Genomic DNA, 21912 nt, shown 5'->3' with positions numbered 1-21912 from the left:
ACAGGGGTTGAGGACAGGTACGGTCCGCGAGGGGGCGCCTGCGGCGGGCCTTTCGCGCAGCGGCCCCGTCAGCGCGCTGCGGTGAGGCGTACGCAGAGGTCGTTGTCGCCGGTGTAGCAGGGCTGGGCAAACTGCTCGCTGTCCGTCCGGTGCTTCGGGTACACGAAGACATTCGTCTTGTCCCAGACGTCGTCGAGCACGCGGGCGACCCGCATCCCGCCGCCTCCCGCCGCCGGCACCAGCCACAGGTCCCACCACTGGTCCTTGCCGCCCGACGCCTCCGCCAGCGGGCCGTACGGCAGGGTGAAGGCGAAGGCGCTGCCCTCCCCCGACACCGGGACCCGGTGGATCAGGTCACCGCCGCGCAGGCGTGCCTCGGCGACCGCTCCCTCGCCGGCCTCGGCTCCGTACAGCCGGCCCTCCACCGTCATCGCGCAGTGCTCCGGCACCAGGCCGATGTCGCCCGCCTCCGCGTGCGGTGCGCGCACCCAGCAGCGCAGCGCGAGCCCGCCTTCCGCCGTGGGATACGGGACGCGCACGGCGATCCGGTCGGTGTCGGGCGTGCGGTCGAGGAGAGCCCGGACGTCGCGGATGCCGGACTCGACGGGCTCGTCGCCGACATACGCGTCCCAGCGGCCCTCGGCCAGTTCGACCGTGCCGGGCAGCACGGCACGCGACGTCCCGTCAGCCGACGAGGTGAGCGGCAGACGCGTCTCGTCCTGCTCCCCCTCGCCGCCCCGCCGCTTCAGCACGAGCTCGGCGCCCGGGGCGCAGGACCCCGCCAGGTCGAAGGTGACGGCACCCGCGGAATCGGCAATGCAGTCGGCGCGCGGCGTACGGCGCTCGGTGTCCGTGGTCATCAGGACTTCTTTCCCTTACGGATCAGGTCGGAGGCCCGGTAGCGCGCGGAGTAGATCCGGTCGTACAGCGCGCTCCTGCCGCGGTGCAGCGTGTCGCGTACCGCGCCGCGCCAGAATCCCCGCCCTCCGCGTCCGGCCAGCTCGGTGAACAGGGCCTCGTGGCGCTCGGCGATCCGCTCCGGGTCGAAGCGCGCGGAGGCGGCGAGCGCCGCCTGCCCGGTGCGCCGCCGCAGTTCGTCGTCCTCGATCAGCCCGAGCAGGGCGTCGGCGATCGCGTCCACGTCACCGACCGGCACCAGCCGTCCGTCGACGCCGTCCTCGATGATCTCGCCGGGCCCGTGCGGACAGTCGGTCGAGACGACGGGGACACCGCAGCGCATCGCCTCGACGATGGTCATGCCGAAGGACTCCAGGCTGGAGGTGACGGCGGCGATCGAGCCCTTGACCCACTCCGGCTCCAGCGGGTTGGCCGGTCCCATCAGGAAGACGTGGTTGTGCAGTTGGCGCTCCTCGACGAGGGCGAGCAGCGCGTTTCTCTCGTTGCCGGTCGCGTCCCCGCCGCCGTAGATCCGCAGCCGCCAGTCGGGGTGGGCGGCGACCACCTTGGAGAAGGCCTTGACCAGCAGGTCGTACCGCTTGACCTTGGTCAGCCGGCCGGCCGCGACGACCCATGTGCTGGTCGAGTCGGCGGGCGCGACTGTGGGCGCTGGCACGCTGTTGGGCACGGAGACGATCCGTACGCCGGGCAGCTTCAGCTGGGAGCGGTAGGCCCGCGCGTCCGCCTCGGTGACCGTGGTGACCGCGTCGAGGAGCGGGTAGCGGTGCCCGATCTCGCGGCGCAGCCGGTAGCCGTGGCTGTCCAGCGTGAGGTGTTCCTGGGCGATACGGACCGGGCCGCGCCGGGTCTGGCGGGCGATGTGCACATTGAGCCCGGGGCGGGTGCCGACGACGACATCGGCCCGCAGGGAGCCGAGATGGGCGGCGATCCGCGCGTCGGTGAGGCGGCTGTACTGCTTGTAGCGGCCGTCGCCGCGCGGGAAGACGCGGGCGGGGCGCTTGTGGTCCGGGTGGTTGCCGTCGTAGCCGGGGCTCTTGGTGCGCAGATCCACGAGGTGCTTCATGGTGACGCCGGCGGGCGCGCCCATCATCGGTTCGTCGCGGTGACGGAAAACGGAGACGATCTCGACGTCATGGCGCTCGGCCAGGACCCGGGCGAGATTGAACGTCGTCCGGATGGTGCCGCCGATGCCGTACGCGTTGTGGAGCAGAAAAGAGATGTGCATGCGCCGCAGCGACCCCCGTTATTCATGTGTGCAGAGACGGACTGTACTTGGCCACTAGGGCCGATAGGGGAGCTGGGGCACGGTGAAGCAGTTCTTGGTCATGTCGCCTCCCTGGGTGACCCAGCCCTTGCCGTCCTGCCAGCGTGCCACCGACAGACAGGTGCGGCGGGTCTTGGGCGGCTCGGCCAGTTTCTCGAAGACCACGGGCAGCAGCAGGCCGCGCGCGGTGTACGGCTCCGGCCGGTTGACGAAGCGCTCCACGCAGTCACGCGTGAGATCCGCCGCGCAGGAGCGGGCCGCGTCGGTGAACCACATGGCCGCGGCCCAGCCCTCCAGCTGCCACTGGGAGAGCTCGCGGCCCTGCATCGCCTCGCGGAATTCACGTACAGCGGGCTGACTCGCGTCGTCGTAGTTGCGGCTCGATCCGGTGACCCACAGGGCGTTGCGGCAGCTCGGCGCGTTCTTGAAGTCCTTCGGTACCGAGGAGGCCCAGTTCTGGACGTTGGTGACCTTGGCGGTGACATGCACGCCGACGGCATCCATCGCCTCGCACAGCTGGGCGTTGCCGTGCGTGTCCATCGCGTCGAAGACCAGGTCGGCGTTCTGCTGCTGGAGATCGGCGGCCACCGCGCGGAAGTTCGGCAGCGCGAAGTCGACCTGCTCGGTGACGACGCGATAGCCCTCGGCCTTCAGGCCCTGGGTGATCAGCCGGGCGTACGCGGCCGACGAGGCCTGGTTGTAGGAGACAACGGCGGCGGTGCGGGCGCCCTGGGCGCTCTTGAAGTAGCGGTAGACCTCGGTGCCGCCGTAGAGGGTGCCGTGCCAGCCGGGGGCGTCGCCGGTGCGCGGGGCGAGGCTGCCGTAGATCCCGTACAGATGCGGATACGTGTCGTACGCGGGGCCGATCGGCTGGCCGCCGATGTCGGGGACGCCGGCCTTGGAGACGAGGGGAGCGCCCGCGTAGTCGAGTGCGGTGGTGGCGACGAGGGCGAAGACCCGCTTCTCGTCGATCAGCTTGTGCACGCACTCGTTGTTGCCGACGCCGCTGCCGCCGTCGTCGCAGGTGATCACCTCGACACGGCGGCCGCCGATACCGCCCTTGGCGTTCAGCGCGTCGAAGTAGGCCTTGGCACCCTCTCCCGGTCCGTTGAAGGCGGCGCCGCCGACCGGGCTGGTGGCGCTGCTGATGATCCCGACGCGGACCGGTTCGGCGCCGCTGCTGCGTACGGGTGACGAGGAGTTCTCGAAGGCGCTCTCGGGCAACCGGCTGCCGCAGGCGGCACTCCCCGTCAGGAGGGCCGCGAGCAGCAGGGCTTCAGCAGCCCGGCGCGGCCGCATTGCCGCTGAGCTTGACCAGGGCACACAGCGTCTTCACGGACACCTTCCAGGTCTGGTCCTGGTAGATCGCGGTGCCCTTGGAGCCGGGCAGGGCCGGGGTGCCGCCAACCAGCAGGTCGTAGGTGACGGTGGCGTCGGTGGCCGAGGTGAACTGCACGGCCGTGACCTTGGCCGAGGACTGCGCGGCGTTCTTGTCGCCGCTGAACGCGGCGAGCAGCGGCCGCAGTTGGTCGCCGTTCTCCAGCACCTTGGCCTTGGCATCCGTGGTCGCCTTGGGGTCGAAGAACGTCGTCCAGTTCTTCTCGATCTCCGCCTTGGCCGCGGCGGGGTCGGCGGGTCCGTTCGCCGCCGGGGCGCTGCTGGAGGGCGGGGCCGTCGCGGACGGGGTCGGCGATGCCTTGGACCCGCCGCCGCCGTCGTCCGAGCATCCTGCCGCGGCCGGTACGAGTATCAGGACCGCGGCGGCCGCCCATGCCGCGATTCTGGGGTGCCTGACATGGACCATCTGGCTCACCACCGGTTGTCGGCTTCCAGCGTCTGTCGGTTCAGGGCATAGTGCAAGGAATCGGCGTACATCACCAGACCATTGCCAGACCAACGTCAGACCAACGTCAGACCATCAGCGGACCGGGAGGGCCCTGCGATGCCGACGTCCCGACTGCTGTGGTGGGGCGGGCTCGCGGCTGCCGCCGGAGGCGCGGTGCTGTGCGTGATCGGCTGGTACGGAGTGTCCGGCGAGCGCTTCGCCGGGCGGCAGATCCCCTATCTGGCCTCCTGCACGGTACCGGGTGCGGCGCTGCTGGTGGTGGGGGCGGTGCTGCTCGCGGCGGCGGGGCGCGTGGCTGCGGGGGTACGTGAGGAGGCCGAGGTCCCACAGGCGCCCGCGGCCTCGCCGAACGTGCCGCCCTTCGAGCCCCCCTCCTCGGACGGTCCTGTGGTGTGCGTGCCGGGCGGGACGCTGGCGCACCGGCCCGACTGCCCGCTCGTCGCGGGCAAACCGGAGGTGGAGCGGGTGGGCGACCGCGCGCTGGGCCCGTGCCCCGTGTGCGAGCCCCGGATCTGACCGGGTGAGCTCGCTGACGTACGACCTCACCCTCGCGGGGCTCGCGGTCGGCAGTGCGGCCGCGCTCACCGGGATCGGGCTGATCGTCACCTACCGGGCGACGGGCGTACTGAATCTGGCGCAGGGTGCGATCGCGATGGTCTGCGCGTATGTGCTGCGGGAGTTCGCGGTGGAGTGGGGCTGGCCGTTGCCGCTGGCCGCTGCGGTCACGCTGCTGGTCGTCGCTCCCGCGATCGGCCTGGTCCTGGACCGGCTCGTCTTCCGCCCGATCGCGGTGTCGGAAGTGGACCCGGCACGGGCTCTCGTGGCGTCCATCGGTGTGTTCGTGCTGCTCGTCGGGGGCGCGGCGCTGGTGTGGGGCAACGGGGCGCGGGCCGATGTGCCGCAACTGCTGCCGGACGATCCATGGGTGCAGCTCGGCGCCGTACTGCTGCTCGCCGTTCTGGTCACGGCGGTCACCCGGTGGACCCGCTTCGGCCGTGAGCTGCGCGCGGTCGTCGACAACCGGGCGCTCGCGGCGCTGGGCGGGATCGACGCGGACCGGGTGTCGGCCGTGGGCTGGGCGTTCGGCTCGTTCACGGCCGGTCTTACGGGGGTGCTGCTCGCTCCCTACGTACGCCTCGATCCGTACGGGCTGCCGCTGCTGGTCGTCGAGGTGATCGCGGTCGCGGTGATCGCCCGGATGCAGAGCCTGGCGGTGGCGGTGGCCGCGGCGCTGGCGATCGGCGTGGCGCAGGCCCAGCTGACGCGGCTGCACCCCTCGGGGTGGGGCGAGCCGCTGCTCCAGGCGGTGGGCGCGAACCTCTTCGTGGTGGCGCTGCTGATCGCGGCGCTGATGCTGCCGGGGGTGGGGGAACAGGGCACGGTGACGCGGACGGCGGCGCCCGCGGTACGCGTGCCCGGCGTCGTCTGGCTGGTGACCGGAATCCTGTTCCTGCTCCCCCTCGGCTTCGCTGGCTCGGACCTGCACACCTCGATCCAGGTCCCCGCGCTGGCGGTGATCCTGCTGTCGCTGGTGGTGGTGACGGGGCGCGGCGGCCAGATCTCGCTGGGCCAGGCGGCATACGCGGGCCTCGGCGCGCTCTTCACGGCACTGCTGGCGGCCGGGCGCTTCCCGGGCCTGCCCGCGATGCCCGAACTGCTCGCCCTGGTCGTCGCGGTCCTGCTGGTCGCTCCCCTGGGACTGCTGACGGGGTGGCCGGCGATCGGCCGCCACGGTCTGGCGCTGGCGCTCGCGACGCTGGCGGTGGGGGTGGGCGTGAGCCGCTTCGTCTTCGCGCAGCCGTACGCGACGGCGGGGCTCTCACTGTCGCGCCCGTCGGGTCTGACGTCCGACCGCGCGTACTACGTGGTCGAACTGGCCGTCCTGGCCGGTGCGCTGCTCGCCGTCTCGGCACTGCGCCGGGGCCGGACGGGCCGCGCGCTGGCGGCCCTGCGCGACCACGAGCCGGGCGCGTCGGCGGCGGGCGTCCGCGTTGCGTCCCTGAAACTCCTGGCCTTCGTCCTGGGCGCGGCGCTGGCAGCCCTGGGCGGCAGCCTGCTGGGAATGGGCCTGCGCGCCTTCGACCCCGAGGCGTACGACCCGGTACGCGGCCTGCTCTGGTTCGCCGCGGTGGTGGTCCTGGGCGCGGACAACCTCGTGGGCCCCCTGGCAGCGGCGGCACTCCTGGTAGGCCTGGACGCGGGCGCCCGCGGCGGCGTGGCGGCGGCGGTCATCGGCATCCTGGCCATCCTGATCGGCCGCTTCCCGGACGCCGCGGGGTGGGCCCTGCGGGGGCTGGGCCGGGGGCGGACGCGGACGACGGGTTCGGTCGCCCCGCGGGACGAGGTCCGCGTCCGGGCGGCGGGTTCGGCACCGACAGCCGCGCCAGGGCGGAGCCCTCGTACCTACAAGCCCGCGCCCCGCTCGCCCGAGCGGGGCGAAGCCCGCCCACCGACGGCCCGTACCGGACCAACACCCGCGCCGGGGCCAAGCCGTCCGGCGGCCGGTCCGGGTGAGGCCCCCGGCTCACCCCCGCCGAAGCCGTCGGACTCCGGCGAAGGCGGGCGCCCGGCGCCCGGCCACGGGCCCGCAACACCAGGGTCCCGGCCGGGTGTTCGCTCCGGCGAAACCACGAGCCCCTCGGCCGGGCGCGCCGAAGGCCGCCCCGGACCCGACCGGGCGGACAAGCCCACCCCCGGCACCGGCGAAGCCGCGAGCCCGGCGCCCGGGCCCCGGCCGGGTGTTCGTTCCGGCGAAACCGGGAGCCCTCCGCCGGGCGGCAGGGGTGGGCGCGGGCGCCGCGTGGTCGTGCCACCTCCCGCGCACACCCTCGTCGCCCGCGGCGTGCGGCTGCGGTACCGCGACTACGTCGCCCTCGACGGTGTCGATCTCGTCCTGCCCACCGGCCAGGTCACCGCCCTCGTCGGGGCCAACGGGGCCGGAAAGACCACCCTCTTCAACTGTCTCTGCGGAACCCTCCGGCCCGACCGGGGCCGCGTCGAGCTCGATGGCGTCGACATCACGCGGCGCGCCGCGCACGCGCGGACGCGGCTCGGGATTGCCCGGACCTTTCAGCAGCTCGCCGTGTTTCCCTCCCTGACCGTCGAGGAGAACGTACGCATCGGCGCCGAGCAGGGGCGCCGGCGCGACCCCGCAGCCGTCGAGCCCGTACTGCGGCTGCTCGGGCTCGACGGGCCCGTGCGGGACATGGCCGCCGCCGGGCTGTCCACCGGGGCCCTGCGGCGCGTCGAGTTGGGGCGGGCGCTTGCCGGGGGGCCGCACACGCTGCTGCTCGACGAGCCCGCCGCCGGGCTCGATGCCGTCGAGGCGGAGGCCCTCGCCCGGATCCTCGGTGCGCTCGCCGCGGACGGGATGGCCGTGCTCGTCGTCGAGCACGATCTCGACCTCGTCGCCCGTATCGCGCACACCGTGCATGTCATGGAGGCGGGGCGGATCGTGCGATGACCGTCGAGATCGAACTCCGCGACGCCCGCGTACGCTACGGCCCCCTCGAGGCCCTGCACGGCGTCCATCTGCCCTTACCCGCTGCCGCCCTCACCGTGCTGATCGGGCGCAACGGCTCGGGCCGTACCACCGTGCTGCGCGCCCTCGCCGGGACCGTGCCGCTCTCCGCCGGCCGGGTGATGTGGCGCGGCGCCGACGTGACCGGCCTGCACGCCCACGAACGGGCCCGCCGCGGACTGTGCTTCGTACCGGATCTGCGTGCCGTGTACGACACCCTCACCGTCGCCGAGAACCTCGAACTCGCCGCGCCGGACGGAGACTTCGCCCGTGCCGTCGACGGCTACCCCGCGCTCCGCCCGCTCCTCGCCCACCGCGCGGGTACTCTCTCCGGCGGCGAGCAGCGCATGCTCGCGGTCTCGCGGGCCCTGCTGTCACCCGCCCGCGTCATCCTCATCGACGAGCCCGCCCAGGGCATGTCACCGCCCGTCGCGGCCCGTACGTACGAGCTGCTGCGCGCCCTCGACGCGGCGGTCGTCGTCGCCGAGCAGCGCCTGCCGCCCGGAGTCGGCAAGGGCCGGACGCCGGTCCTCGTCCATGAACTGCGCCGCGGCGCCGTCGTGTTCAGCGGCGAGCCCGCCGAGCTCACCCCCCAATAGCCAGCATCATGCCCACCTTCAGCCGGTCCGGCGAGCTCCCGATGACGTCCTTGTTGGCCGCGTAGAGGGCCTGCCACCCGCCCTTGGCCCCGAAGCGCACCGCGATCGAGAAGAGCGTGTCGCCCGGCTGGACGGTGTGGACGCGGCCGTGGAGGCCGTATCTCCTGGAGCAGACGGGCCAGGCTTCCCAGCCCTGGGTACGCAGCACGTCCTCCGCAACCGTGATCTGCTGCGTGCGGGTCGCGAGGTCGGCGCGCGGCGCGTACACGAGGCCGCCGTAATCGATCCACGTCGGCTGCCAGAACTGCAGCCCGCCGTAGAAGCCGTTGCCCGTATTGGCGTCCCAGCGGCCGCCGCTCTCGCACTCGGCGACACAGCTCCAGGGCCACCCGACGGCGGCGCAGTCGGACGTCGCCGGCTCGCCGCCGACGCCGACACCCGGCGGGCCGGGAGCGGGCGGTGGCGGGCGCGGAGGCGCGGCGTACGCACGGCTCAGAGGTACGAGCGCGAGCAGCACGGCCACCAGCACCGCGGGCCTGAAGCTGATCTTCGACATCGGGTCACGCTAGGCACCTCGGTCCCGCGAGAGCCGGTGCCGCGCTCGGGCGGCGGGCAGCCCCACCCGGTCGGACCCGGGCGGGGCTGCCGTTCATCACCTCAGAGCACGAGCTTCTGACCCGGCACGATGAGGTTCGGATCGCCGCCGATGACGGCCTTGTTGGCGGCGTACAGGGCGCGCCAGTCCGTGCCGTGCGCCGCCGCGATCCCGCTCAGGGTGTCGCCGCGCCGGACGGTGTAGTCGACGCCGCGGGCGCTGCCGCGGTCGGTGTGGCCCGAGGCCCGTCGCTCCGGCGCCTTTGCCGGAACGAACGACTTGGGAGCCGAGGACTTCGGGGCCGCGGACTTCCGTGAGGCGGGCTTGTGCGAGGCGGACTTGGGCGCCGCCGGCGCCTTGCCGTATGCCCCGGCCCGCGCCGCGCAGGTGGGCCATGCGCCCCACCCCTGCGCCCGCTGGACCCTCGCCGCCACCGCGATCTGCTGCCCCTTGCTCGCCCGGTCCGCGGTGGACGCGTACGCCCCGCCGCCGTAGGCACGCCAGGTCCCGGCGGAGAACTGCAGCCCGCCGTAGTAGCCGTTGCCCGTGTTGATGTGCCAGTTTCCGCCGCTCTCGCACGCTGCGATGCGGTCCCATACTCCGGTGTCCGCCGCCCGGGCCTCGCCCGTGGTCGCGGCGAGCAGTGCCAGCGGTGCCACCAGCGCGGCGCTGACCAGCGCCGCCGTGTCACGCCTACGTATGGAACGGGAACTCGTGAACATCAAATTCCTCTCGAAGGACCCGGGGTCCCTCAAGGCGGTGCGGTCCTCGGCGCATCCGGCGCCTGTGTCCGCTCCGCCCAGCCCGCCTGAGGTGGTGGTGCCTCGGTGGTGCCGTGTACCGCACTGGCTGTGCGGCCTGGCGGGCTGTCCCGGGTGGTGCTCTCTGCACACGGCGGAGGAATCTAGGCAGTGCAGCCCTCCGGTATCAACCAATCCCCTGTCATTCCAGGCCAGTTGCCCGTTACCTGAAGTAGCGGCGAAATCAAGCCACCCACTTGATTCGCTGATTTCATGATTTGTCGACCTCCCGACGAGCCGATCTGTGAGCCGCCTCACGGCCCCAACTTCCATGCACCCGGCACCAGTTGACCGTGAGTAGTCAATTCCGCCCGCCGTCTCACCGCTTGCGCCGGATGGTTCGATTCCGTTCCTCTCCGTGCGTGACTCCGGCCACAGATCACCCGTTGAGCTCTTTATGAGCCGGGACCCGCCCGGCACACATGATCAAGTCCGAGGAGCCACCCGTGCCGCGCATGCTCGACGTCAGCCAGGACGTCCGCGCCGAGATCGGCGACGAAGAAGCCGACCGGTTGCTCGCCGGCGAGAACGCCCCGGGCAGCTACGACTGCACCTCCTGCCGTACCCCGGGCGACTCCGAACAGGAACGCACCAGCACCGTGCTGTTCGTCGGGGACGAGACCGCCGTTCTCGCCTTCGCTCACGCCACGTGCATCCCCTCCCAGGTCGTCCAGGTCGCCGAGGACCAACTGCAGGGCGCCGTACGGTCCATCACCGGCGAGGAGCCGGCGGTGCCCGGTGCCGCCCCGGGCACCGCCGGTCCGGAACAGGCCGTGCTCGGAATCACCAGCGGTCTCGTACTGATCGAGGGCGAGCTGCACCCCGCCCTCGTCGTCGAGCCGACCGCACCCATCGCCCGTCCCGGCACGACCGGCAACGGCGGGGACGACTTCCTCCCGCTCCTCATCGAGCAGGGCTTCATGCCGATCTCCGAGGTGAGCCGGCGGCCCACCACCCCGCTGCACGGCTGGTCCGTCCTGGTCGCCATGGGCCAGCTGCACGCCGTGCTCCAGCCGGGCACCGGCGGCGGCAGCCCGGTCGCCTGGTGGCAGGCCCATCAGCCGCTCCAGGTCACCGACGGCTGGCGCGCGGCCGCCAACAAGTCGCACACGGTGTTGGTGTTCGCCGCCCCGGTCGGCTCGATCGGCCAGCAGCCGCGCGAGGACCTGCTGCGCGATGCGCTGGAGAAGGCCGCCGCGGGCGGTCGTCTGGTGGCCGCGACGATGCCGCTCGCCGGCACCTGACAGGCCCGGTGCGGGCGCGCTGCCCGAGCGGCGCGTGACGGGGCGTATGACGTGCCGGGGGTGCGGAAACGTCCCCCGGCTTACTTTTGCGCGCGTCGCCCGGAACAATCCAGCTCCGTGCAGCCCGCATCTGTCCGACGGCCGGGTCGTTGCACGTACGTGCACTCATACGACCCCTCCCGCCAGCCGTATCAGAGTCAGATCCCCGCCATGCGTCCCGCGCATGACTCGACGTCCGGCCACTCGCCCACCCCGATCTACGACGCGCTGTACTCCGAGTACCGCAGGTCGTTCAGGGCCCTGCCGGGCGACCGGAGCGGGGAGGAGGATCTCGGCTTCAGGTCCTTCGGCACCGGGCTGCACGGCAGCCGGGGCGGGCTCGGCGGCCATCTGAGTCCCGTTCACCCGGTGCATCAGACCCCTCCGGGCAGCTGGCAGCCCTACCCCGGAAACCGTCCGCACACGGGCACGCATGTGCCGGCCGCGCTGCCGCCCGCCCCCCGCCGGGGCATCTGACGCAGACGCAGACGAAGGCGCTGCCCCGGACCGGGAGATCGGTCCGGGGCAGCGCCTTCGTTCACGTCACTCGTACGTCACTTCTTGCGGCCGCGCTTCTCACGCACCCGCACCGAGATGTGGATCGGGGTGCCTTCGAAGCTGAACTCCTCGCGCAGACGGCGCTCGACGAAGCGCCGGTAGCCGTGCTCCAGGAAGCCGGAGGCGAAGAGCACGAACCGCGGCGGCTTGGTGCCCGCCTGGGTGCCGAAGAGGATGCGGGGCTGCTTGCCACCGCGGATCGGGTGCGGGTGCGAGGCGACGATCTCGCCGAGGAAGGCGTTCAGCCGGCCCGTCGGGATACGCGTCTCCCAGCCGGCGATCGCGGTCTCGATCGCGGGGACCAGCTTCTCCATGTGTCGACCGGTGACGGCCGACACATTGACCCGCGGCGCCCAGGAGATCTGCGCGAGCTCGGTCTCGATCTCGCGCTCCAGGTAGTAGCGGCGCTCCTCGTCGAGGGTGTCCCACTTGTTGTACGCGATGACCATGGCACGGCCCGCCTCGACGGCCATCGTGATGATCCGCTGGTCCTGGACGCTGATGGACTCGCTGGCGTCGATCAGGACGACCGCGACCTCCGCCTTCTCGACGGCGGCGGCGGTGCGCAGGGAGGCGTAGTAGTCCGCGCCCTCCTGGAGGTGGACCCGGCGGCGGATACCCGCCGTGTCGATGAACTTCCAGGTGATGCCGCCGAGTTGGATCAGCTCGTCGACCGGGTCGCGGGTGGTGCCGGCCAGTTCGTTGACGACGACGCGGTCCTCGTTGGCGACCTTGTTCAGGAGCGAGGACTTGCCGACGTTCGGGCGGCCGATCAGGGCGATACGGCGCGGGCCGCCCACGGCGTTGCCGAAGGTCTGGGCCGGGGCCTCGGGCAGCGCCTCCAGGACGGCGTCGAGCATGTCGCCCGTACCGCGGCCGTGCAGCGAGGAGACGGGGTGCGGCTGGCCCAGGCCGAGCGACCACAGGGCGGTGGCGTCGGCCTCGCCGCTGGGTCCGTCGACCTTGTTGGCGCAGAGCACGACGGGCTTGCCGGCCCGGCGCAGCAGCTTGACGACGGCCTCGTCGGTGTCGGTCGCGCCGACCGTGGAGTCCACGACGAAGACGACCGCGTCGGCGGCCTCGATGGCGTACTCGGCCTGGGCGGCGACGGAGGCGTCGATGCCGAGGACGTCCTGCTCCCAGCCGCCGGTGTCGACGACCTTGAAGCGGCGGCCCGCCCACTCGGCCTCGTAGGTGACACGGTCGCGGGTGACGCCCGGCTTGTCCTCGACGACGGCCTCACGGCGGCCGATGATGCGGTTCACCAGGGTCGACTTGCCGACATTGGGGCGGCCGACGACGGCGAGGACGGGCAGCGGGCCGTGACCGGCCTCGCCGATCGCGTCCTCGACGTCCTCGAGGTCGAAGCCCTCTTCCGCGGCGAGCTCCATGAACTCCGCGTACTCGGCGTCGCCAAGCGCTCCGTGCTCGTGCTCGTCGCCGGAGTGGATCTGGTCGTTCATGAAGTGCGTACCTCGTTACGTTGCATCATCGATGGCCCGCGATCGCGCGGTCCACTACTCAAGTCTTACCTAGCGCCCGGTAAGACGCTTGGCGTTTTCCAGGTGGGCGGTCAGCCGCTCCTGGATCCGTACGGTCGCCTCGTCCAGAGCCTTGCGCGTACGGCGGCCGCTGCCGTCGCCCGCCTCGAAGCCGTCGCCGAAGACGACGTCGACCCGGCTGCGCAGCGGAGGCAGTGTCCGTATCAACCGTCCGCGGCGCTCGGTGCTTCCCAGCACCGCCACCGGGACGATCGGGGCGCCGGAGCGTACGGCGAAGTACGCGAGCCCCGCGCGCAGCGAGGCGAAGTCTCCCTCGCCCCGGGTGCCCTCGGGAAATATCCCGAGGACGCCGCCGTTCTCCAGCACGCCGAGCGCGTTGGTGACGGCGGTCCGGTCAGTGCTCGTACGGTCCACCTTCAGCTGACCGATTCCCAGCAGGAACGGGTCGAGGGGGCCGACGAACGCCTCCTTCTTGATCAGGAAGTGCACGGGCCTGGGCGCGGTGCCCATCAGCATCGGCCCGTCGATGGCGTGCGAGTGGTTCACGGCGAGGATCACGGGACCGGCCGCCGGGACCCGCCAGGCGCCGAGCACCCGCGGCCGCCACAGCCCGTACATGAGCCCGATGCCGATGCCCCGTCCGACCGCCGCGCCCTTCTCGGACGGTACGCCCTTCTCGGACGGTGCGGTCACCGCGCGGCCCGCTTCTCCTCGACGAGGGTGACGACGCACTCGATGACCTGCTGCAAGGTCAGGCCGGTGGTGTCCACCTCGACCGCGTCGTCCGCCTTGGCGAGCGGGGAGGTCTTACGGCTGGAGTCGGCCGCGTCCCGCTTGATCAGGGCTTCCCTGGTGGCCGCGATGTCGGAGCCCTTGAGCTCCCCGCTGCGGCGGGCGGCGCGGGCCTCGGGCGAGGCGGTCAGGAAGATCTTCAGGTCCGCGTCGGGCAGGACGGTGGTGCCGATGTCGCGCCCCTCGACGACGATGCCCTTCTCGGCGGCCGCGGCGATGGAACGCTGCAGCTCGGTGATCCGGGCACGCACCTCGGGCACGGCGCTGACGGCGCTCACCTTGGAGGTGACGTCCTGGGTACGGATCGGCCCGGAGGCGTCCTCGCCGTCGACGGTGATGGCGGGGACGGCGGGGTCGGTGCCGGAGACGATGACGGGCTTGCCGGCGGCGGTCGCGATCGCCATGGGGTCCTGGATGTCGACGCCGTTGCTGATCATCCACCAGGTGATCGCCCGGTACTGGGCACCGGTGTCCAGGTAGCTCAGCCCCAGGGCCGCGGCGACAGCCTTGGAGGTGCTCGACTTGCCCGTGCCGGAGGGGCCGTCGATGGCGACGATCACGGATTCCACGGTGTCGGACACCTTCCTGGTACGCGGAGAGGGCAGGCGGAATTGCCGGTGGGCCCTGAACAAGGTTACCGAGTACTTGGGCCCGTCTTTACACACGTACGGCGGAACGGAAATTCAAGCCCCTCCGGCGGTTGAGGAGCGGGGTCCGGGGGCGGCGCCCACTGCCGGATGGACCAGCCCCGCGCCCACCTCCCGACGCAGTGGTCACTGCCGGATGGACCAGCCCCGCTCCCGCAACGACGCCGTCAGGACCGGCGCTGCCGCCGGTTCCACCATCAGTTGCACGAGACCCGCCTGCTGGCCCGTCGCGTGCTCGATGCGGACGTCTTCGATGTTCACGCCCGCGCGGCCCGCGTCCGCGAAGATCCGGGCCAGTTCGCCGGGCTGGTCGCTGATCAGGACCGCCACGATCTCGTACGACGTCGGGGCCTGCCCGTGCTTGCCGGGGACCCGGACGCGGCCCGCGTTGCCGCGGCGCAGGACGTCCTCGATGCCCTCGGTGCCGCCCTGGCGCTTGGACTCGTCCGAGGACTGCAGGGCCCGCAGCGCCTGAACCGTCTCGTCCAAGTCCGCCGCGACGCCGGCCAGCACGTCGGCCACCGGGCCCGGGTTCGCGGAGAGGATCTCGACCCACATCCGGGGGTCGGACGCCGCGATCCGGGTGACGTCGCGGATGCCCTGGCCACAGAGCCGTACCGCCGTGTCGTCCGCGTCCTCGAGCCGCGCCGCGACCATCGAGGAGATCAGCTGCGGGGTGTGGGAGACGAGAGCGACCGCCCGGTCGTGGGCGTCGGCGTCCATGACCACCGGGACGGCACGGCAGAGCGCGACCAGTTCCAGGGCGAGGTTGAGGACCTCGGTGTCCGTGTCACGGGTGGGCGTGAGCACCCACGGACGGCCCTCGAAGAGGTCCGCGGTCGCGGCGAGCGGACCCGAGCGCTCCTTGCCCGACATCGGGTGCGTGCCGATGTAGGCGCTGAGGTCGACGCCCAGGGCCTCCAGCTCGCGGCGCGGGCCTCCCTTGACGCTCGCCACGTCGAGGTAGCCGCGCGCGACCCCGGCTCGCATCGCTTCGGCGAGCGCGGTGGCGACATGCGCGGGCGGTACGGCGACGATCGCGAGGTCGACACGGCCCTCCGGCGGCTCGTCCGTCCCCGCGCCGAGCGCGGCCGCGGTACGGGCCCGCTCCGGGTCGTGGTCCATGAGGTGGACGGTGACTCCGCGGCCCGCGAGGGCCTGGGCCGCCGAGGTGCCGATCAGGCCGGTTCCGATGACGACGGCGGTTCTCACTGGGCGATGTCCTTGCGCAGGGCGGCCGCGGCACCGAGGTACACGTGCGCGATCTCGGATTTGGGCAGGTCGGACTCGACATGCGCGAGGATCCGTACGACGCGGGGCATGGCGCCCACGATGTCCAGCTCCTGCGCACAGATCAGCGGGACGTCGACGATGCCGAGCTTGCGCGCCGCGGCGGCCGGGAAGTCGCTGTGCAGATCGGGCGTGGCCGTGAACCAGACGCTGATCAGGTCGTCCGCGACGAGTCCGTTCCGCTCGAGCACAGCGGTGAGCAGTTCGCTGACCTGCTCGTCCATGTGTCCGGCGTCGTCCCGTTCCAGCTGGACGGCTCCACGGACCGCTCGTACCGCCACGTCGTGCTCCTTACCTGTGCGAGTGCTCCATTCAGCGTAGTCAGGCGCCGCAGGACACGGCCGCGGCGACCGCCCTCCGAGACGGAGGGCGGTCGCCGCTCGGCAGGGATGTCAGAGCTGCTGCTGCTTGATGAGGTCCTCCAGCGAGGCACCGGCGGGCGGCATCTCGCCGCCCGGAGTCAGCTTGTCGACGGCCTGCGGCAGCGACTGCGCGATCTCGTCGGCGGCCTGTTCCGGCGTCACACCGCTCTCCTGCGCGACCTTCTGCAGCGTCTCCTGCGGGAGGGCGTCGGCGATCTGCCCACCGCTGACGGGCTGGTTCTCGCCGGTGCCGACCCAGGATTGCGTCTGGCCGCCGAGACCGGCCTTGGTGAGCTGGCTCAGCAGGGCGCCGAGGGGGTTGCCCCCGGCACCGCCTGCGCCACCGCCTCCGCCGAGTGCGCCCAGCAGCGCGCCGAGGATGTTGCCGGCACCGCCGCCGGCACCGGCCTGCCGGCCGCCGCCGAGGAGGCTGCCCAGAAGGCTGCCGAGGTCGCTTCCCGCCATGATCCTGCCCTTCGGAAGAGGTGTGGGACATGGTCAATGTCACCCAAACGGAACACCTCCGCCACCTGGGCGATCCGTCCCGGGACCGGTGTTGCGCTACAACTGGCGGCATGCTCTTTCATGTCGTGCCCGTGGACGAATGGACGGCGGACATGGACCGTCCGTACGCCCCGGCCTCCCTCACCACTGAGGGCTTCGTGCACTGCTCGCCCGACGGGCCCGCCGCGCTCGCCATCGCCGACGGCCCCTACCGCGGCGTGACCGACCTGCTGGTCCTCCAGATCGACGAGGCCGGGCTCGGCGCCGAGGTCCGCTGGGAGGGTTCCGAGGACATGCTCTTCCCTCATGTGTACGGGCCGATCGAGCGGGCGGCCGTCACCGCCGTGTTCACGGTGTGCCGGGATGCCGACGGGCACGCACGGGAGCTCACGCCCTGGGCGTGAGGGCGCGTACGACTGGACGCGGCGCTGCGGGTGCAGTTGCATAGGGGTCTGCGCACGCCCCACCACCCGGGGAAGGCCGCCCATGAAGCCGTCAGGACCACTGTTCACGCTGCTGGCCGGGCTGTTGCTGGGCATCTTCATGCTGTCGCTCAATGCCACGACGGGGACGAACGCCAAGACCTCGTACGAGGGGACCACCGCTCCCCCCACCACGCCTGCTGCAACACCCGCGCCGAGTACGGCGCCGCCCGCGTCCCCCTCCCCCACCGCGACCCTGCCGGCCGACTCCGACTACGCGGGCCGTACCGCAGACGACACCGCCACCGTCGCCGTTTCCGTACACGACGGAAAGGCGATCGGATACTTCTGCGACGGCCGCACCCAGGAGTCCTGGCTGAAGGGCGACATCAAGGACGACGGCAGCATGGCGCTGACCGGCGCGAACGGCTCCCGGCTCGACGGTGTCCTGAGCGCAGGGAAGATCACCGGCACGGTCGGCATCGCGGACAGGACCTGGCAGTTCACGGCGGCCAGGGCGGTCAAGCCGTCCGGCCTGTACCGCGCCACCGCCGAGGTGCGCGGCGCGAAGATCGACGGCGGCTGGATCGTGCTGCAGGACGGCCGCCAGGTCGGCATCGTCACCCGCGACGGCAAGCCCGCCGCCGCACCCCGGATCGACCCCGCGTCCGGCGCCGCCACGGTGGACGGCACCCGGCTCACCGCCCGCCCCGTCGTCCCCTGAGGTGCGTCATGAGCTTCGGTCCCCCCGTCGACCCCAACGCCCGCACCGCCTCGTTCCCCTCGGGCCCCAACGGCCACGCCCGCCCCGGCGCCGCGCGCTTCCTCGTCCCGGCCCTCGTGGCCGCCGCGGTCGCGGTGGGACTCGGGGCGTACGGAAAGGTGCACGACCCGGCGGGCACGGCCTTCAACCTGGCAGGCTTCAGCAGCACCGGGGCGGTCAAGTCCTGGCTGGGCACGGCGGCCTTCGCCTTCGCCCTCGTACAGATCGTCTCGGCACTCGCGATGTACGGACGCCTGCCGGGCGTACGAGCGCCCCACTGGACGCCCGGACTGCACCGCTGGTCGGGGCGGATCGCGTTCCTGCTGGCCGTGCCCGTCGCCGTCCACTGCCTGTACGCATTGGGCTATCAGACGTACAGCACTCGCGTGATGTGGCACTCGCTGCTCGGTTGCTTCTTCTTCGGCGCCTTCACCGCAAAGATGCTCCTGCTGCGAGCGGAACGGCTGCCCGGCTGGCTGCTGCCGATCGTCGGCGGAGCGGTCTTCACGACCCTCACGGTGATCTGGCTGACCTCGGCGCTGTGGTTCTTCCGCACGGTCGGGTTCACGACATAGGGAGACGGCTGGCCATGGAAGCCCGACGACGAACGGTCCTGACGGTGGGCGCGGCGGGCGCCGCGACTCTGGTGCTGGGCTGCAGCAAGTACGGCGACGACGGCGGGGCCGGGGCGTCCGAAAAGCCGACGGCGCCTGGCACGGGCACGGCGAACGCCCCGGCCGGAGAGGAGCTCGCGAAGACCTCCGACATCCCGGTGGGCGGCGGCAAGGTCTTCAAGGACCAGAAGGTCGTGGTGACCCAGGCGAAGGCGGGCGACTTCAAGGCCTTCTCCGCGATCTGCACACACGCGGGCTGCACGGTCAACAAGGTCGCCGACGGCACCATCGACTGCCCCTGCCACGGCAGCAAATACAACATCGAGGACGCCGCGGTGGTCGGCGGCCCGGCACCCAGACCGCTTCCGCCGAAGCAGATCTCGGTCTCCGGGGACACCATCCGGCTGGCCTAGGGCCTGTCGTTTGGATCAGGCCGGATGAGTGAGCGGGGTCTGGCGATGGGGGCACCTCCCGTGCCCGAAGGGCTACGGGGGAGCATCGCAAGGCGTGAGGATGGGGGTCCCCCCGCCGAAGGCAGGGGGAGAGCCGACGCGGAGCGTCGGCGACTGACGACAACGCAGCGAAGTGCCGTGCCAGGGCACGCGAGCCCGGCAAGACCGGCCGCACAGGCCCTAGCCCCGAGCACCCTGTATGGCGGGCGCGGCGGCGGGGCCCGGCCTACATTGGAGGGGCCGTCACCCCACGCGAGGCCCCGGAGCCCAAGATGTCGGTCACCGCTGCACCAGACGCCGCCCGCATCACCCACCACGGCGGGGACTTCGACGCCCTGCGCCGCCAGGACCCCGAGATCGCCGAGGTGATCCTGGGGGAACTGGGCCGGCAGAGCGACAGCCTTCAGCTCATCGCCGCGGAGAACTTCACCTCACCCGCGGTCCTCGCCGCCCTCGGCTCCCCGCTCGCCAACAAGTACGCCGAGGGCTATCCCGGCGCCCGCCACCACGGCGGCTGTGAACTCGTGGACGCCGCCGAACGGATCGCCGTCGAGCGCGCCATGGCCCTGTTCGGTGCCCAGCACGCCAATGTGCAGTCGCACTCCGGCTCGTCCGCGGTCCTCGCGGCGTACGCGGCGCTGCTCAAGCCCGGCGACACGGTCCTGGCCATGGGCCTCTCGTACGGCGGTCATCTCACCCACGGCTCGCCGGCCAACTTCTCCGGCCGCTGGTTCGACTTCGTCGGATACGGCATCGACGCCGACACCGGCCTCATCGACTACGAGCAGGTCCGCACCCTGGCCCGGCACCACAAGCCCAAGGCCATCGTCTGCGGCTCGATCTCGTACCCCCGTCACCCCGACTACGCGGCCTTCCGCGAGATCGCCGACGACGTGGGCGCGTATCTGATCGCCGACGCCGCCCACCCGATGGGCCTGATCGCGGGCGGCGCGGCCCCCAGCCCCGTCCCGTACGCCGATGTGGTGTGCGCCACCACCCACAAGGTGCTGCGCGGGCCGCGCGGCGGAATGATCCTTTGCGGGTCCGAGCTGGCCGAGCGCATCGACCGGGCAGTGTTCCCCTTCACACAGGGCGGCGCCCAGATGCACACGATCGCCGCCAAGGCCGTTGCCTTCGGCGAGGCGTCGACCCCGGCGTTCACCCGGTACGCACACCAGGTGGTCGCCAATGCCCGGGTGCTCGCCGACGGGCTCGCGGGGGAGGGCTTCGCGGTGCTGACGGGCGGCACCGACACCCATCTGATCAGCGCGGATCCGGCTCCGCTCGGCGTGGACGGCAGGACGGCCCGCGGCCGGCTCGCCGCGGCCGGACTGGTTCTCGACACCTGCGCGCTGCCGTACGGAGACGGACGTGGTATCCGGCTGGGGACCGCGGCGGTGACCACTCAGGGCATGGGCGAAGCCGAGATGGCGCGCATCGCCGCGCTGTTCACTGCGGCGATGCGCGAAGAGGGAGAAGGGGCGAGAAAGGTCCGTGCGGAAGTGCGCTCGCTGGCCGGTAGATTTCCCCCTTATCCGGGGTAGCCGCGAGTCGTGCAACCATCGCCGCCGCCCGTATGTCCTCAAGCATGTGGCTACCAGAGCTAGGGTGTGGGGCTGAGATGGCCAGCGATTCCTGTGGGGCAGCCCGTGCGTGATTACCTGCTGACGCTCTGTGTCACGGCTGCGGTGACCTATCTGCTGACCGGTCCGGTGCGGAAGTTCGCCATCGCGACCGGCGCGATGCCGCAGATCCGTGCCCGAGACGTACACCGAGAGCCGACACCGCGACTCGGCGGTATCGCCATGTTCTTCGGCCTGTGCGCCGGTCTGCTGGTCGCCGATCATCTGCAGAATCTGAACAGCGTCTTCGAGCTGTCCAACGAACCGCGTGCGCTGCTCTCGGGCGCGGCCCTGATCTGGATCATCGGCGTTCTGGACGACAAGTTCGAGATCGACGCCCTGATCAAGCTCGGCGGCCAGATGATCGCCGCGGGTGTGATGGTGATCCAGGGTCTGACGATCCTGTGGATCCCCGTGCCCGGCGTCGGCGTCGTCGCGCTGACCTCCTGGCAGGGCACGCTGCTGACCGTCGCCCTCGTCGTGATCACCATCAACGCGGTGAACTTCGTGGACGGACTCGACGGCCTCGCCGCAGGCATGGTCTGCATCGCAGCCGCGGCCTTCTTCCTGTACGCGTACCGGATCTGGTTCAGCTACGGCATCGAGGCCGCCGCCCCCGCGACCCTGTTCACCGCGATCCTGATGGGCATGTGCCTGGGCTTTTTGCCGCACAACATGCACCCAGCGCGGATCTTCATGGGTGACTCGGGCTCGATGCTGATCGGCCTGGTGCTCGCCGCGGCCGCGATCTCGGTGACCGGCCAGGTGGACCCGGACGCCCTGAAGATCTTCGAGGGCAGCACCCGCCAGGCCACGCACGCCGCGCTGCCGGTCTTCATCCCGCTGCTGCTGCCGCTGACCATCATCGCGATCCCGGTCGCCGACCTGCTGCTCGCGATCGTCCGGCGTACGTGGAACGGGCAGTCGCCGTTCGCCGCCGACCGTGGCCATCTTCACCACCGGCTCCTGGAGGTCGGACATTCGCACAGCCGCGCGGTCCTGATCATGTACTTCTGGTCGGCGCTGATCGCCTTCGGCGTCGTCGCGTACTCCGTGCACTCGGCGTCGATGTGGATCGTGCTGCTGATCGTCGCGCTGAGCGCGGTCGGCCTGGTGCTTCTGCTGCTGCCGCGCTTCACGCCGCGCGCTCCGCGATGGGCGGAGGCCTTCGTGCCGCCGCGCTACCGGCGCCGCAAGGTGCTGCCCGAGCCGGTCGCGGTGCCCGCGCTCTCGTACGAGACGGAGACTCCGCAGGAGGAGCGCACTCCCGTCGCGGTGGGCGTCAACGGCGTCAACGGTGCGACTGCCATCGGCCCCCGTTCGCGCTTCCCGGACCGGAGGAAGGCCGGGACGCGCGGCTGACGAGTCGGTACATCGCCGCCTAATACCAGACATAACGGTGGCTTGTCCTGCACACACGCGCGGGGTCACTCTCATGTGTGACGGTTAGCACACCCCTAGGTAAAGACCTCATCAAATAGTTTGTGATACCGTTCACGAAACCCGGCGACAGAGTCGAAGGGCCGTAGTGCGACGGCTCATTGGCGCGAGGAACCCTC

The 21912-nt window shown here is 71.8% G+C and carries 23 protein-coding genes; 11 read left to right on the top strand and 12 right to left on the bottom strand.

Annotated features, from left to right (window positions below; genetic code table 11):
• Positions 1–68 precede the first annotated feature (68 nt).
• The 4 genes from ABZS64_RS25445 to ABZS64_RS25430 are packed head-to-tail and all read right to left on the bottom strand — an operon-like array spanning position 69 to position 3986.
• Positions 69–860 carry a hypothetical protein gene (locus tag ABZS64_RS25445; RefSeq protein WP_355833974.1) on the bottom strand — a complete coding sequence of 264 codons (792 nt, stop codon included), beginning with the start codon at positions 858–860 and terminating at the stop codon, positions 69–71.
• Positions 860–2143: a glycosyltransferase family 4 protein gene (locus tag ABZS64_RS25440; RefSeq protein WP_355833971.1), complete on the bottom strand. Its 1284-nt coding sequence runs from the start codon at positions 2141–2143 to the stop codon at positions 860–862. The genes ABZS64_RS25445 and ABZS64_RS25440 overlap by 1 nt, the downstream gene beginning before the upstream one ends.
• Positions 2144–2197: 54 nt before the next feature.
• Positions 2198–3481, bottom strand: coding sequence for an ABC transporter substrate-binding protein (locus ABZS64_RS25435; protein WP_355833968.1), 1284 nt, complete (start codon positions 3479–3481; stop codon positions 2198–2200).
• Entirely contained in the window at positions 3459–3986 is a 528-nt protein-coding gene (locus tag ABZS64_RS25430) for a hypothetical protein (RefSeq protein WP_355833965.1), read from the bottom strand. The genes ABZS64_RS25435 and ABZS64_RS25430 overlap by 23 nt, the downstream gene beginning before the upstream one ends.
• Positions 3987–4124: 138 nt before the next feature.
• On the opposite strand from ABZS64_RS25430, the gene ABZS64_RS25425 reads away from it, so the two are divergent.
• From ABZS64_RS25425 to ABZS64_RS25415, 3 genes are read left to right on the top strand one after another with little or no spacing between them, the layout of a single operon-like run.
• Complete coding sequence (locus tag ABZS64_RS25425; RefSeq protein ID WP_355833962.1) at positions 4125–4544, top strand: hypothetical protein; 420 nt, start codon at positions 4125–4127, stop codon at positions 4542–4544.
• Between the two features lie 4 nt (positions 4545–4548).
• A complete protein-coding gene (locus ABZS64_RS25420) occupies positions 4549–7491 on the top strand; it encodes an ATP-binding cassette domain-containing protein (RefSeq protein WP_355833959.1) in 2943 nt (980 codons plus the stop codon).
• Positions 7488–8147, top strand: coding sequence for an ATP-binding cassette domain-containing protein (locus tag ABZS64_RS25415; RefSeq protein WP_355833956.1), 660 nt, complete (start codon positions 7488–7490; stop codon positions 8145–8147). Before ABZS64_RS25420 ends, ABZS64_RS25415 begins: the two co-directional genes overlap by 4 nt.
• Here ABZS64_RS25415 and ABZS64_RS25410 read toward each other — a convergent pair.
• The gene (locus tag ABZS64_RS25410) at positions 8134–8703 is read right to left on the bottom strand and encodes a transglycosylase family protein (RefSeq protein WP_355833954.1); all 570 of its coding nucleotides are present in this window, start codon (positions 8701–8703) and stop codon (positions 8134–8136) included. The genes ABZS64_RS25415 and ABZS64_RS25410 overlap by 14 nt on opposite strands.
• 101 nt (positions 8704–8804) lie before the next feature.
• On the bottom strand, positions 8805–9464 hold the full coding sequence (locus tag ABZS64_RS25405) for a transglycosylase family protein (protein WP_355833948.1): 660 nt from the start codon (positions 9462–9464) through the stop codon (positions 8805–8807).
• A 524-nt stretch (positions 9465–9988) separates the two neighbouring features.
• Between ABZS64_RS25405 and ABZS64_RS25400 the strand changes: the two genes are divergently transcribed.
• Positions 9989–10786, top strand: coding sequence for a hypothetical protein (locus ABZS64_RS25400; RefSeq protein ID WP_355833945.1), 798 nt, complete (start codon positions 9989–9991; stop codon positions 10784–10786).
• Between the two features lie 210 nt (positions 10787–10996).
• Positions 10997–11302 (top strand): hypothetical protein, encoded by a 306-nt coding sequence (locus ABZS64_RS25395; protein WP_355833942.1) that lies wholly within the window; start codon positions 10997–10999, stop codon positions 11300–11302.
• 77 nt (positions 11303–11379) lie between these two features.
• On the opposite strand, the gene der is transcribed toward ABZS64_RS25395, so the two are convergent.
• The 6 genes from der to ABZS64_RS25365 all read right to left on the bottom strand — a co-directional run bounded on the left by der (position 11380) and on the right by ABZS64_RS25365 (position 16441).
• Positions 11380–12846, bottom strand: a complete 1467-nt coding sequence (der, locus tag ABZS64_RS25390; protein WP_355833940.1) for a ribosome biogenesis GTPase Der — start codon at positions 12844–12846, stop codon at positions 11380–11382.
• Between the two features lie 69 nt (positions 12847–12915).
• Entirely contained in the window at positions 12916–13617 is a 702-nt protein-coding gene (locus ABZS64_RS25385) for a lysophospholipid acyltransferase family protein (protein ID WP_355833937.1), read from the bottom strand.
• Positions 13575–14258 (bottom strand): (d)CMP kinase, encoded by a 684-nt coding sequence (gene cmk / locus ABZS64_RS25380; RefSeq protein ID WP_355833934.1) that lies wholly within the window; start codon positions 14256–14258, stop codon positions 13575–13577. Before cmk ends, ABZS64_RS25385 begins: the two co-directional genes overlap by 43 nt.
• Before the next feature lie 192 nt (positions 14259–14450).
• Positions 14451–15536, bottom strand: a complete 1086-nt coding sequence (locus tag ABZS64_RS25375) for a prephenate dehydrogenase (RefSeq protein WP_355833931.1) — start codon at positions 15534–15536, stop codon at positions 14451–14453.
• Complete coding sequence (gene aroH / locus ABZS64_RS25370; protein WP_355833929.1) at positions 15533–15895, bottom strand: chorismate mutase; 363 nt, start codon at positions 15893–15895, stop codon at positions 15533–15535. The genes ABZS64_RS25375 and aroH overlap by 4 nt, the downstream gene beginning before the upstream one ends.
• Positions 15896–16006: 111 nt before the next feature.
• A complete protein-coding gene (locus ABZS64_RS25365; RefSeq protein WP_355833926.1) occupies positions 16007–16441 on the bottom strand; it encodes a YidB family protein in 435 nt (144 codons plus the stop codon).
• A 110-nt stretch (positions 16442–16551) separates the two neighbouring features.
• Between ABZS64_RS25365 and ABZS64_RS25360 the strand changes: the two genes are divergently transcribed.
• From ABZS64_RS25360 to ABZS64_RS25335, 6 genes are all read left to right on the top strand, one after another.
• The gene (locus ABZS64_RS25360; protein WP_355833923.1) at positions 16552–16884 is read left to right on the top strand and encodes a DUF952 domain-containing protein; all 333 of its coding nucleotides are present in this window, start codon (positions 16552–16554) and stop codon (positions 16882–16884) included.
• A gap of 82 nt (positions 16885–16966) precedes the next feature.
• Complete coding sequence (locus ABZS64_RS25355) at positions 16967–17626, top strand: hypothetical protein (RefSeq protein ID WP_355833920.1); 660 nt, start codon at positions 16967–16969, stop codon at positions 17624–17626.
• Positions 17627–17634: 8 nt separating this feature from the next.
• Entirely contained in the window at positions 17635–18240 is a 606-nt protein-coding gene (locus ABZS64_RS25350) for a DUF6529 family protein (RefSeq protein ID WP_355833918.1), read from the top strand.
• 14 nt (positions 18241–18254) lie between these two features.
• Entirely contained in the window at positions 18255–18692 is a 438-nt protein-coding gene (locus tag ABZS64_RS25345; RefSeq protein ID WP_355833915.1) for a Rieske (2Fe-2S) protein, read from the top strand.
• Positions 18693–19003: 311 nt separating this feature from the next.
• Entirely contained in the window at positions 19004–20275 is a 1272-nt protein-coding gene (glyA, locus tag ABZS64_RS25340) for a serine hydroxymethyltransferase (RefSeq protein ID WP_355833912.1), read from the top strand.
• Between the two features lie 105 nt (positions 20276–20380).
• A complete protein-coding gene (locus tag ABZS64_RS25335; protein WP_355833909.1) occupies positions 20381–21715 on the top strand; it encodes an MraY family glycosyltransferase in 1335 nt (444 codons plus the stop codon).
• The last annotated feature ends 197 nt before the right edge of the window (positions 21716–21912 follow it).

The sequence above is a fragment of the Streptomyces sp. NPDC005408 genome (assembly GCF_040606445.1).
Classification (GTDB): Bacteria; Actinomycetota; Actinomycetes; order Streptomycetales; family Streptomycetaceae; genus Streptomyces.
Note: the sequence above shows the minus strand (reverse complement) of the source record. Positions and strands in the feature narration are given on the sequence as shown.

Bases quoted from the DNA above. Each gene is read 5' to 3' on its own strand.
- ABZS64_RS25405 (WP_355833948.1), bottom strand. From the start codon at position 9,464: ATGTTCACGAGTTCCCGTTCCATACGTAGGCGTGACACGGCGGCGCTG.
- ABZS64_RS25365 (WP_355833926.1), bottom strand. From the start codon at position 16,441: ATGGCGGGAAGCGACCTCGGCAGCCTTCTGGGCAGCCTCCTCGGCGGC.
- ABZS64_RS25425 (WP_355833962.1), top strand. From the start codon at position 4,125: ATGCCGACGTCCCGACTGCTGTGGTGGGGCGGGCTCGCGGCTGCCGCC.
- ABZS64_RS25410 (WP_355833954.1), bottom strand. From the start codon at position 8,703: ATGTCGAAGATCAGCTTCAGGCCCGCGGTGCTGGTGGCCGTGCTGCTC.
- ABZS64_RS25355 (WP_355833920.1), top strand. From the start codon at position 16,967: ATGAAGCCGTCAGGACCACTGTTCACGCTGCTGGCCGGGCTGTTGCTG.
- ABZS64_RS25360 (WP_355833923.1), top strand. From the start codon at position 16,552: ATGCTCTTTCATGTCGTGCCCGTGGACGAATGGACGGCGGACATGGAC.
- ABZS64_RS25430 (WP_355833965.1), bottom strand. From the start codon at position 3,986: ATGGTCCATGTCAGGCACCCCAGAATCGCGGCATGGGCGGCCGCCGCG.
- ABZS64_RS25395 (WP_355833942.1), top strand. From the start codon at position 10,997: ATGCGTCCCGCGCATGACTCGACGTCCGGCCACTCGCCCACCCCGATC.
- glyA (WP_355833912.1), top strand. From the start codon at position 19,004: ATGTCGGTCACCGCTGCACCAGACGCCGCCCGCATCACCCACCACGGC.
- ABZS64_RS25350 (WP_355833918.1), top strand. From the start codon at position 17,635: ATGAGCTTCGGTCCCCCCGTCGACCCCAACGCCCGCACCGCCTCGTTC.
- ABZS64_RS25445 (WP_355833974.1), bottom strand. From the start codon at position 860: ATGACCACGGACACCGAGCGCCGTACGCCGCGCGCCGACTGCATTGCC.
- der (WP_355833940.1), bottom strand. From the start codon at position 12,846: ATGAACGACCAGATCCACTCCGGCGACGAGCACGAGCACGGAGCGCTT.
- ABZS64_RS25345 (WP_355833915.1), top strand. From the start codon at position 18,255: ATGGAAGCCCGACGACGAACGGTCCTGACGGTGGGCGCGGCGGGCGCC.
- ABZS64_RS25415 (WP_355833956.1), top strand. From the start codon at position 7,488: ATGACCGTCGAGATCGAACTCCGCGACGCCCGCGTACGCTACGGCCCC.
- ABZS64_RS25435 (WP_355833968.1), bottom strand. From the start codon at position 3,481: ATGCGGCCGCGCCGGGCTGCTGAAGCCCTGCTGCTCGCGGCCCTCCTG.
- ABZS64_RS25440 (WP_355833971.1), bottom strand. From the start codon at position 2,143: ATGCACATCTCTTTTCTGCTCCACAACGCGTACGGCATCGGCGGCACC.